This window comes from Kluyvera sp. (assembly GCF_047971185.1).
Taxonomy (GTDB): Bacteria; Pseudomonadota; Gammaproteobacteria; order Enterobacterales; family Enterobacteriaceae; genus Kluyvera.
In genome coordinates, this window is the sequence record NZ_JBKDZH010000021.1 from 15,673 (window position 1) to 27,037 (window position 11,365).

Consider the following 11,365-nt stretch of genomic DNA (forward strand, 5'->3'; position numbering starts at 1 on the left):
ACCTTATCGGCTCTGTTTCCTCAGCAGATAGATAAAGTACGGCGCGCCGATAAAGGTCGACAGCAGCCCCGCGGGCACCTGATACGGGAACATCAGCATCCGTCCGCACCAGTCCGCAAACACCAGCAACAACCCGCCAATCAGCGCGGAAATCACCATATGCGGCATGGTCCGTCGGAAGCCCATCATGCGCGCAATGTGCGGCGCCATCAGCCCGACGAAGCTCAGCGGCCCGATGGTCAGCGTCGCCGCCGCCGTCAGGCACGCCGCCAGCAGCAGCAGCGCAATGCGGGTCGGCGCCAGCGCCATACCGATAGACCGCGCCGTTTCGCCGCCCAGCGGCAGGATGGTGAGCCAGCGGCGGCACAGCGGTACCAGCAGCAGTAAAATCACCATCGCTATCGCCGACTGCATCACCTGCTTGCCGGTGGCATTGTAGGTTGAACCGGAAATCCACGTCAGAATCTGCGCCATTCGCGGGTCGCCGCTCGCCTGTAACATCATCAACAGCATGGTGAACGCGGTACTCAGCGCCATCCCCGCCAGCAGCATGCGATGCGGCGAGAAGCCGCCGCGCCCGGCGGCAATCAGGATAACCAGCAGCGTCACCGCCGCGCCGAAGCTACCGGCAGGCAGCAGCCAGCCAAAGGCGTTGCCCGGTACGATGAATAGCATCAGCACCACGCCGAACGCCGCGCCGGAGCTGATCCCCAGCACTTCCGGGCTGGCCATCGGGTTGCCGGTCAGGCGCTGAATAATGCAGCCCGCGACCGCCAGCATCATCCCGGCGATCAGCGCGGAGGCGATGCGCGGCCAGCGCCACTGTATTAACTCATCCAGCAGCGAACCGCTGGCCCAGTGCCAGCTGTGGGCATCACGCCCCAGCGACAGCGCCACAAAAACCGCGACCAGCAGAATCGCCAGCCCGCCCAGCGCGAACCACTGCACGTGCTGACGCTCGCGGGCAACGCTGTCGCTGGCGTTCATCGACGGCGCGCTCATGCTTCTGAGGCGCGGCAGCAGCCACAGCAGCAGCGGCGCACCAATTAGCGCAGTCACGGAGCCGGTGGAGACTTCCATCCATACCCGCGTCAGCCACAGAATCAGCTGGTCGGAGAGCCACAGGATCAGCGCGCCGATCAGCGGTGCCAGCAGCAGGCGCGAGAGCAGGCGTCGCGCGCCCAGCATTTTCGCCAGCAGCGGCGCGAACAGGCCGATAAAGCCGATAATCCCCACCGCGTTAACCAGCATGGCGCTGATCACAATCGCCAGCGTCAGCGCGCCCAGCCGGGCCAGAGATAGCGCCAGCCCGAGGTTCCGCGCCACGCCGTCATCCAGCCCCATCAGCGTGAGCGGGCGCAGCAGCAGCAGCGTCAGCATCACGCCGCCGAGCAGCTGCGGCCACAGGCGCTGCACCACGCTCCAGTCGGTCTGCGTTAGCGTACCGGTGCTCCACAGGAACATACTTTGCAGCTGGTCGTGGTGGAACAGCACCATCAGTTGGTTGATAGCCCCGCAGTAGAGGCTCACCACCAGCCCCGCCAGGATCAGCGTCACCGGCGAGAGACGTTTGCCCCACGCCACGCCAAACACCAGCGCGCCGACGATGCAGGCCCCCGCCAGCGCGGCAAACTGCGAAGCCAGCACGCCCGGCACCGCCCACAGGGTGGTCACGGTCATGCCCAGCTGCGCGCCGGTGGCGACGCCCAGCGTCGTCGGCTCGGCAAGCGGGTTACGCAGCACCTGCTGGAACAGCACGCCGACCAGTCCCAGCCCGGCCCCAACCAGCAGCGCGATGACCAGCCGCGGCATAAGACTGTAGTGGAACAGCATCTGGTCGATAGCGTCGATGCTCGGCTGGCGAAGCGCCTGTAGCCAGAGCGAGCTCGGCAGCGCAATGTTAAAGTTAAACCAGGTCAGCGCCAGCGCGGCGATAAACAGCGCCAGCAGCAGGATGGCGGCAAACGGAGAGACAGTCGTTTTCACGCTTTGCCTCCCAGCGCGTTATCCAGAATACGGGCGAAGTTGGTCGCCGACATGGTGGCGCCATAGAACCAGACCGCCGGCACAATCTGCACGCGGTTAGCGCGAACAAACGGCATCGCCTGCCACAGCGGCGTCGCGGTCAGCTGGCGCATTTCAGCGACATTGCCGTGATCAAAACAGAGCACGTCAACGTCTTTGTAGGCCGCCAGCCGATCGATGCCCACCGCCGTGCTGCCCCAGAAATTGGTTTCGCCCTGCCAGGCGTTTTTGACGCCCAGACGATCGAGCACTTCCTGGAACAGGCAGTTCGGGCCGAACACCAGCATATGACGCGGGTCGAGCAGGGTGACCATCAGCAGCGGGCGGTCGCCGCGTTGGCGAAAACGCGGCTTCAGGCTATCGATATAAGCATCAAATTCGGCGAGATGACGGTGCGCCACCGCTTCTTTGCCGAGCATTTCCGCCATTTCCAGCAGCGAACGCCGCGCCTGCGCCAGCGGCTGTTTACCGTCGCTGAAGGCGAAGCCGCGCCCTGGCGCAATGCGCGCGAGGATCTCCGGCGAAGGGCCATAGCCCGCCGACCACAGCAGCATCGAAGGCTTCATCTGGGTCAGCAGTTCAAGATTGGGTTCGGTGCGCAGGCCCACGTCGATCACCGAGTCCGGCAGCGCCGGTTCATTGACCCACATGTTGTAGTTCGGGATGTCCGCCACGCCGTACGGCGTGACGCCGAGCGCCAGCATCAGTTCCACGGGCAGCCATTCCAGCGCCACGATGCGCTCGCCGTTCACCGGCGCGGCCTGTGCTTTTTGCATCTGCCACAGCAGCGGCGACAGCGCCATCGCCGTCAGTAAACGACGGCGGCTAATCAGATTTACGTCAGCCATCAATAGACAAAACTTACCGGTGCAGCACCGGCTGGATGTGGCAGGATCCCCATCGGAATGCCGTAAATACGCTCCAGCGTGTCGCTGCGCATCAGTTCATCCGGCGTCCCCTGGGCGATCATTTCCCCGCCGCGCAGCGCCACCAGATAATCGCAGTAGCGCGCCGCCATGTTGATATCGTGCAGCACCGCCACCACCGTCAAGCCGCGCTGCTGGCTGAGGCGATGCACCAGCGCCAGTACGTCAACCTGATGGGCAATATCCAGCGCCGAGGTCGGTTCGTCGAGCAGCAGGCAGCGGCTATCCTGCGCCACCAGCATCGCTATCCACGCGCGCTGGCGTTCCCCGCCGGACAGGCTGTCGACCAGGCGCTGTGCCAGCGGCTTCAACCCAACCAGCGCAATCGCTTCATCCACCTTTTCACGGTCGGCCACGCCGAAGCGGCCCAGCGCGCCGTGCCACGGATAGCGGCCAATCGCCACCAGTTCGCGCACCGTCATCCCTTCAGCGGGCGGCAGCTGCTGCGGCAGATAGGCTACCTTGCGGGCAAACGCCTTGCTGTTCCAGCTGTCGAGCGGCTGACCGTCAAGCAGGATCTCCCCTTCCGACGGCGGCTGATGGCGGCCAAGCATTTTCAGCAGCGTCGATTTACCCGAGCCGTTGTGGCCGATAAGGCCGGTCACTTTACCCGCGGGGAAAGTTAACGAGAGAGGATGCAGCAGCGTACGGCCTGGAACGCGAAAAACGACCTGTTGCAGAGCAAAGGTCGTATCAGAATGAATTGTGTTGTCCTGCATAACCGTCAACATGTTAAAGGGCGCGGAAAACCCGCGCCCTGTAGGTGGTTAGAAACGGAACGTTGCGGTCGCAACAACCTGACGTTCTGCGCCCCAGTAACAGGCGTATTCGCTGTAGCAACTGGAGACATAGTCACGATCGAACAGGTTATTGACGTTCACGGCGATAGATGAACCCGGCAGGCCCACGCGCGCCAGATCGTATTTCACCATCGCATCAGCAACCGCATAGCCCGCTACGCTAAACGCTTCGTTTTTCTTGTCGGCAACGTTTTTGTAATAGCTCACGGTAGAACCGGTGTAACGCACGCCCGCGCCAAAGGTCAGACCGCTCAGCGCCGTATCGTAGAAGGTGTAATCGGTCCACAGAGAAGCCTGATTACGCGGCACTTCTGCCGGTCGCTTACCTTTGAAGATGGTGTCTTCGGTGTATTCCGCGTCCGTGTAGCTATAGGCAGCCGTCACGTTGATATTTTCGTTAACCGCCGCTTTAGCTTCCAGTTCAATACCGCGAGAACGGATTTCACCGGCCTGAATGCTGTACAGACCCGTTGAATCATTCGGATCGGACGTCAGGTTTTTGTTCTTGGTCAGCTGGTACACCGCAGCGGTCAGCACGACCGGCATATCTTTCGGTACATACTTCACGCCCGCTTCGTACTGCTTACCGCGAGACGGATCGAACGGTTTACCTTCTTTCGTGGAGCCAGAGGTTGGTTCGAAAGATTCACTGTAGCTGAAGTACGGAGAAATACCGTTATCAAACAGGTAGTTCACACCACCACGCCAGGTGAACTGCTGGTCATGGTTCATGGCTTCAACGCCGGTGGTGCGGGTCAACGTGGAGGTTTTCGCATAGTCATAGCGGCCCCCCAGGGTGAATACCCACTTATCCCACTCCATCTGATCCTGCGCGTACAGGCCGGTCTGTTCCATACGGTTCAGGACCTGGTACTTGGCGTAAGGCCCGCTCACGTCAATATTCGGGTTACCGTACTGCGGGTTGCGCATATCCAGCGCATCGGCAGAACCGTACAGCGCATCGATATCGTTACGCATACGGGAATAATCAACGCCAGTCAGCAGCGTGTGATCAACTTCGCCAGTGGCGAATTTAGACTGCAGTTGGGTATCGACGGTGAAGGTATTCAGATCTTCATCAGAACGTACGTACTGACGGTTGATCTGGCCCGGCTCAATATAGCCGTAACCATATACAGAGCGGTACAGCGTTTTTACCTGGTCGTAGCGCAGGTTCTGGCGCACGGTGAAGGTGTCGTTAAATTCATGAGAGAAGCTGTAGCCCACCATCTGCTGGCGACGCTGCATCTTGTTATCTTTCTCACCTTCGTTGAAGTCGGTCGGCAGCTTGTGCGCATTGCCGTTGGCGTCGTAATACGGCACCACGGTACCTTCACGCGGCAGCCAGCCGTAGTAACCCGCATCCGGATCGCTCTGGAAGTTGCTCAGGAAGGTGAAGTCGGTTTTGTCATCCGGACGCCAGCTGAAAGACGGTGCAACGGCGTAACGGCTTGATTTCGCCATATCCTGCTGCGCATCCTGGCTGCGACCTAAACCGGTCAGACGGTAAGACCATACGCCGTCATCATCGATCGCATCGCTGAAATCAAAACCGGTCTGCCACAGATTATCCGTGCCCATTTTGAACTGAATTTCACGCAGCGGTTCGGTGGTCGGACGTTTGCTGACCATGCTGACGATACCGCCCGGGTTGCTGTTGCCATACAGCACGGAAGTTGGCCCGCGCATCACTTCAACGCGTTCCAGGAAATAAGGGTCCATCGAGATTTCAGAGTAGTTGTTACCCTGAAGCTTCATACCGTCCAGATACTGGTTGGTATTGACCGTCGTCGGCGCGGTAAAACCACGGATCGAAACCACATCATAGGTCGACGAGCTGCCACGCGTGGAGAATACGCTCGGGGTATAGGCCATCGCATCTTTGACGGTCGTCGGCTGGCGCATGTCCATTTCCTGACGGGTGATAACCGAAACAGACTGCGGCGTCTTCTCGATCGGCGTATCGGTTTTGGTTGCCGTCGCGGAGTGCTTCGCGGCAATCGTTGCCGCCGGACCCCAGGCGCTCTCCTGCGAAGCCGGAGCGGCGGTGACGGTGATGGTTTCTTCTTTCGGTTGTTCTGCTGCCTGTGCGTAAACAGACATGCCGCTAACCGCTGTGGCTACTACGACTGCGATTTTACGCAGCGAGAGACTTGGCTGAGCAGTTTTAAGACGCGCCATTGGTATATCTCTGATGTAAAGTGAATGATAACGTAAACGAGAATTATTATTATGACGGACGCATAATAGGCGAAAAATTGCCGTGATAGCAAGCGACAGACGCCCCTACCAAAACTAAGGGGTTAAGAATTCATCAGATGAAAATAAAGCGTTAACTAACTGCGGTAAATGTTGGAATGACGGGCCCGTCCGTCCACGGGCCGTGCGGGATTAACGATAATACACTTCAAACGTCGCCACGGCGTTGACGACGCCGCCTTTGACCGTTCCGGTTTTCACATAGCGGGCCTTCAGCGGGATCGTCTCCGTCCCCTGCCCCCCCGCGCTTTCGATGCCGGTATATTCCCGATCGAAGTTCAGCACGTTGTTATCTTTATCCAGCACCTGAATCCCCACGCCGCTGGCGGCATCATCGCCTTGCGTAATATTCAGGATGTTGCCGTCGGTTACGCCGGTTGATCCGGTGCTGGAAAACTTGTAATCCACCCGCGTTCCCGCGCCGCAATTGGCGACTTCGATTTTAAAATCGCTGCTGCTTAAAATATCGGAATAGGCACCGGAAAAACTACCTGTCGAGATAGTATCCAACGGAACGTTGATATTTTTGCTGAGTAGATTGCAGGTATTGACGATGACGTTGACGCTACTGGGAGAAAAACGCAACTTTGCCGCCGTGAGTCCACCTAAAAGATAATCAGAATTGAACTGGCTGGTATTGAGAACACCATTTTGCACCTGACCTATCACCACCAACTCAACAGCTACATGATAGGTAGAATCATATGTTACCCAATTCCCTATCGAACCAACATAATGCATAGGGGTAATAATATTGCTGTCGGTAAACGAAGCAGTGGTATTTTCAGAGCGCGCGGCGCGAAAACCAATGCCAGGAACGCTGGTCTTATAAACCCCTTGTAATATTCCCGAATAATCATCGTCACTAATCGCGGTATACCCTTCACGTACCTGAGTGGTCCCATTGCAGGACAAGCCATGTGATGCTCCGGTTGTGTCACCAGAATAGAGGATCGTGCCGACCCCGGCATCCGACTCTACGACCAACTGCGCGGGCATGGTGAAAAGAATTTCAGGATTGGCATCTGGATTAGCGAACCAGCACTCCGCTTCGGCAGGCCGTACAAAGGAAAAAAGCATCGTCAGTACGCCCAGCGTAATTAAAAAACGTTGTTGTCCGTTATTCATTTCTACACTCCGTGTATTCGCTATATTTTATTGGCAGGCCACGGTCATTTGCAGGACCCGCGCCTTTGACTCGGCTGGCGCGGTCACCTCACCCCGGCACTGCATATCCGGTTTGTTTCCCCACTGCACGCTAAAGCGCTGCGTGCCTTTTAGCCCGGTAATAAACACCTCTCCGCCATCGCCCACAATGGCGGTGGCATTCTCCATACTCAAAATCGCACCAAATGGCACCGTCCCCTTACCGTATTTCAGCGTCAGCAACGCACGCTTACCCGCTCTTGCAACGAAGTTCGCCGCCACCGCCGCGCCTTTCGTCGGCACCACGTCCAGAACGGCATCCTGAATATCCACATCGTCATGCCCCTGAGTGTTGACGGTAATCGCGTTATGCCGATAGCGGGTTAACGAGGGTACGACCGCATTGCCCCAGCGATCGGTGTAGATCCCCTGCGAATTGTGAATATTGACGTTCTCACCCTCGGCGATATGCACGATGGCAAACGCATCCTGCAGCGAGCGCCCCAGCGTGACGCCATAAGGGTGCGCTACCACCGAACCCTGCGCGCTATAGCTCAGCTGGCGGCTGTCGCCCTGATAGCCATAGCTGGCGGTAAACTCTCCGGCGGAGGCACGATAGCGCCCCGACAGATAGCTGCCGTAGCCCACATTATTGTCGGTATAGCTTTGCTGAAGGTTATAGCTGAGATTGTTATCTTTCAGCGCGGTACCGTTAATCCCTACCTGATGCGATGCGTTGCCGCGCTGCGTGGTGTTAAGGCTGTAACTCGCCCAGGCATTTGCCAGCCAGCCGGACAGCGGAATGTTCAGCGTCAGGGCCAGTTGCCGATCGCTCTGCGTCGACGGCGTTTTCGTCAGGCTGTAATTAAGCGACCAGTTCATTCCCGCCCAGCTGTTGCTGTAGCCCATACTGACGCTGCGCTCATGGCCGTCGAGATGCCAGTAATCCTGCTGATAAGCGTTCGCATAAACCGAGCCCCAGCGGCCTACCGACTGGGATAAGTTGATCTGTAAGCGGCTGCGGCGGTTATAGCTTTCACGATAGCCATAAAAGCTGTCGTCGTCGGCGCGCTCGCTACGCTGGTCAATCGCCTCCTGCAAGGTATAAAAACCGGAGGTGGAGTAGCGATAGCTCGCCAGCGTCACCGTGGTGTTGGTCAACGGAAAGTCTTTCACATACTGCGCGCGCCATGAAGTGCCCTCAGAGTCTGGGCGGCCATCATCAAATTGCGTTCTGGCGGCGGTGAAATCCACAGAAAGTGAGCCAAATTGTTGGAGATCCGCCCCTGCACCGAGAGCGCCCGAACGGTACATCGAAGCCCCCAGCAGGCCGCCGTAAACGGTGACGCCATAGGGCAGCCCGTAGATCGCCGTCGCCTGGCCAAACTCAGGCTCTTCACCGTTATCCGGCTGGCGATAGCGCCCGGCGGCCAGACTGTATTTCAGCGCCCCTTCGCGTTGCAGTATCGGCACGGATGAACTGGCCTGGATAAAGCTCCGCTCCCTACCATCGGCTTCGGTCACGGTCACTTCGAGATCGGCACCGGCGGTCACCTGGCTTAAATCATGTATTTCAAACGGCCCCGCCGAAACGTAGCTTTGGTAGATCGTATATCCGTTTTGCTTGATGGTGATTTTCGCCTCGCTGTTAGCGATTCCCCTCACCACGGGGGCAAACCCCTGCTGGCTGCTCGGCAGCATGCTGGTATCGGTTTCCAGCTTAACGCCGGTCATCTGAACGCTATCAAACAGCTCGCCGCTGGTGTACGTTTGCCCCATCTCTAGCTGGCTTTTGAGACGTTTAATATCACGCTGAAGCGTGGTGCTTATTGACTCCCAACCCGCTTCATCTCCCCAGCTACTGCTGTTGCGCAGCCGCCAGGCGCCAAGATTTAGCCCGGAGTTCAGGCTCGCCCAATGGCTTTGCGTCGTCGAACCGGCGTCGCGCTGCTGAGAGCCCGACAGATAGTAGCTCGACCACAGCGCTGGCACGCCGTCATCCCAATACTGGGGATTAATCTCCCCTATTGCCGCCGCATTGCGGTAAATTTGCGGGATGCGCAGATGCAGCGTTTGCGTGTCCAGATTAAAGTCGTAGCGCGCGTCCGGGAGGTAGTCGGCGATATCGGTAACAATATCGTTATCCGCCAGCGCGTTAAGTCCTTTAGCCTGTTCGACACGTACGCCCAGCTCCCTGAGTTCGGCCTTCGTTAACTGCGGCAGTAATCTGTTTTCATCTTTTGCCAGCACATAAGTCAGGTTGCGTTTATCTATCTGCTGCTGATCCCACATAATGGTGGTCATATATCGCCCGGGCAGTAGGCCGTTATTACGTAAATACGACTCCAGCGCCCCGGTATTTTCCAGCGGTGTATCGGTTTCCAGTACGCTCAGATTAAAATAATCTTCCGCACTCGTAGGGCTGCTAATGGAATAAATGACGATAACAATCGCATTCAGGGTCCAGGACCGTGCAGTGCATAATGAAGGCATGATTGGGCTCGCTTATCCATAAATCGATCCAATTACAACGACTGTTGGCGAGACGGTGTCTCAGCGCCATAGTCGTTAATTGCCGTCCAGGTGATAGCGCCATGGCCTGCGGCAGGCAGAGAGAACGCCTGCTCACTAAATGGCGCGATCATCATACTGAGGGCGGAAGGTATTTCTTTAGCCCGCGGAGCCGGGATCTCCTGACCGCCATATTTAAACTGACCAAAGGTGATATAAAACGGCGTTGGATTCTTGACGATGACGCGTTCACCCTGGCGGCGAAATTGTAATTTCTCCCAGGCCGTTTTTGCTGCATTGTTTTTTAGTCCCGTTGGACGCCAAAACAGTTTAATTCGGGTTTTTAACGCTAGCTGTAAGGTATTCTTATTACGCATTTCACTCGGTATTGCCGGCACGGATTTCACATTAACAATAAATAATGATTCCCGGTCCTGCGGCAAAGAGCGACTGTCGCCGGTATAAACAACATGTAATAATGTTCGCCGTTCTTCTTCCAGCTTATAAATAGGTGGCGTAATAATAAAAGGCGCTTTGCTGTCATCCGCAACATTGCTCACCCAACTCTGCACCAGATATCGCGCGTTAGCGTCTTTATTTTTTAAAGAAACCTGTACTTCTGCCTGCTCGGCAGGATAAATAACTCGTGTCCCGCCAATAACCACGCCCGCGTAGGTGGGGATGTTAATCAACCACAGCAGACAGCCTAACGCTATGAAGTTCCATTTCATAGATGACTCCACTCTGTGGCGGGCCGCCGGGCCCGCCTTTATTTTACGGATTAACGATAAATCAGACTGTAGGTCGCCTGCGTGGTGTAATCGCCTTTAGTGGGCGCTTCCTGCCCAACCTGAACCACCTTCGCGGTGTAGCTAAAGGTGGCTGCCCCCGTCCCGAATACCGATTTATCTGAAGCCGTAGCAGGCATTGAGCCATCAAATTTCACCGCGGTGCTGGTCCAATCTTCCAGACGTACGCCGACATTTTTCGCGCCGCCGATTGTCTCAAGTACCTCCTCATTTTTCCCCGCCGCGGTGGTGCCTTCAAACTTAATATTCATATTTTTAATGGTGGTATCACAATCCGTCAGCGCAATATCAAACGCCTGACTATCACCCACCGTGTCATCGCCGGTAAAATCGGAAGCGTAAAGATCGCTGAATGTGACGGTACCATCCTGATCGGTGCCATTGACTTTAACGTTACAGGTATCTTCAATAATTTTGCCATTAAAGGTTACCGTCCCCGTATCCACCGCGAATACGGGTGCCGTAGCCCCCGCAAATAACACTGCCGCTATCAGTCCAGGGCGTATCTTTTTACACATAATATATTCCTTATTTATGTTTTCCGATGAGACATAACTAACTTTTATAGAATAGGGGGACGGGAAAGGAGATTAATCGAGGCGAGTAAAACATAAACCTGTAAAAACGTCGAAATTGCAAATCCCTTGCACCTTCCTTCCCTGCTATTAACAAGAGGCACATTAAAAGATTAGCGTATAACAATTCAACCTATTATATATAATACAAATAAATGCAATCTCAACAACCCCCTGTTTTATAACATAAATTCCAGAAGTTAATTTTAGTTAATTATAAATTAAGCAAAGAGGGTGGTGATAGATAAATACGAATGATTTACAGCATAAAAAAACGCCGCCCCTGTCTCCAGAGGCGGCGTTGAGCCCATTGG

At 56.3% G+C, this 11,365-nt stretch carries 8 protein-coding genes; all 8 read right to left on the bottom strand.

All coding sequences use genetic code 11. From position 1 onward, the window contains the following. Positions 1-3: 3 nt before the first annotated feature. The 8 genes from fhuB to ACK5JN_RS05925 all read right to left on the bottom strand — a co-directional run bounded on the left by fhuB (position 4) and on the right by ACK5JN_RS05925 (position 10,994). Positions 4-1,986, bottom strand: coding sequence for a Fe(3+)-hydroxamate ABC transporter permease FhuB (gene fhuB, locus ACK5JN_RS05890; protein ID WP_416869297.1), 1,983 nt, complete (start codon positions 1,984-1,986; stop codon positions 4-6). Further along, positions 1,983-2,873, bottom strand: a complete 891-nt coding sequence (gene fhuD / locus ACK5JN_RS05895; RefSeq protein WP_416869298.1) for a Fe(3+)-hydroxamate ABC transporter substrate-binding protein FhuD — start codon at positions 2,871-2,873, stop codon at positions 1,983-1,985. Before fhuD ends, fhuB begins: the two co-directional genes overlap by 4 nt. Further along, positions 2,873-3,670: a Fe3+-hydroxamate ABC transporter ATP-binding protein FhuC gene (gene fhuC, locus ACK5JN_RS05900; protein WP_416869299.1), complete on the bottom strand. Its 798-nt coding sequence runs from the start codon at positions 3,668-3,670 to the stop codon at positions 2,873-2,875. The genes fhuD and fhuC overlap by 1 nt, the downstream gene beginning before the upstream one ends. A 48-nt stretch (positions 3,671-3,718) precedes the next feature. Further along, positions 3,719-5,932 carry a ferrichrome porin FhuA gene (gene fhuA / locus ACK5JN_RS05905; RefSeq protein ID WP_416869300.1) on the bottom strand — a complete coding sequence of 738 codons (2,214 nt, stop codon included), beginning with the start codon at positions 5,930-5,932 and terminating at the stop codon, positions 3,719-3,721. A gap of 210 nt (positions 5,933-6,142) precedes the next feature. After that, the gene (locus ACK5JN_RS05910; protein ID WP_416869301.1) at positions 6,143-7,138 is read right to left on the bottom strand and encodes a fimbrial protein; all 996 of its coding nucleotides are present in this window, start codon (positions 7,136-7,138) and stop codon (positions 6,143-6,145) included. A gap of 27 nt (positions 7,139-7,165) precedes the next feature. Further along, positions 7,166-9,649, bottom strand: coding sequence for a fimbria/pilus outer membrane usher protein (locus ACK5JN_RS05915; protein WP_416869302.1), 2,484 nt, complete (start codon positions 9,647-9,649; stop codon positions 7,166-7,168). 32 nt (positions 9,650-9,681) lie between these two features. Beyond that, entirely contained in the window at positions 9,682-10,398 is a 717-nt protein-coding gene (locus tag ACK5JN_RS05920) for a molecular chaperone (protein WP_416869303.1), read from the bottom strand. A 50-nt stretch (positions 10,399-10,448) separates the two neighbouring features. Then, positions 10,449-10,994, bottom strand: a complete 546-nt coding sequence (locus ACK5JN_RS05925) for a fimbrial protein (RefSeq protein ID WP_416869304.1) — start codon at positions 10,992-10,994, stop codon at positions 10,449-10,451. Positions 10,995-11,365 lie beyond the last annotated feature (371 nt).

Coding starts and splice junctions, on each gene's coding strand:
- fhuD (WP_416869298.1), bottom strand. CDS start 2,873: ATGGCTGACGTAAATCTGATTAGCCGCCGTCGTTTACTGACGGCGATG.
- ACK5JN_RS05915 (WP_416869302.1), bottom strand. CDS start 9,649: ATGCCTTCATTATGCACTGCACGGTCCTGGACCCTGAATGCGATTGTT.
- ACK5JN_RS05910 (WP_416869301.1), bottom strand. CDS start 7,138: ATGAATAACGGACAACAACGTTTTTTAATTACGCTGGGCGTACTGACG.
- fhuA (WP_416869300.1), bottom strand. CDS start 5,932: ATGGCGCGTCTTAAAACTGCTCAGCCAAGTCTCTCGCTGCGTAAAATC.
- fhuC (WP_416869299.1), bottom strand. CDS start 3,670: ATGCAGGACAACACAATTCATTCTGATACGACCTTTGCTCTGCAACAG.
- ACK5JN_RS05925 (WP_416869304.1), bottom strand. CDS start 10,994: ATGTGTAAAAAGATACGCCCTGGACTGATAGCGGCAGTGTTATTTGCG.
- ACK5JN_RS05920 (WP_416869303.1), bottom strand. CDS start 10,398: ATGAAATGGAACTTCATAGCGTTAGGCTGTCTGCTGTGGTTGATTAAC.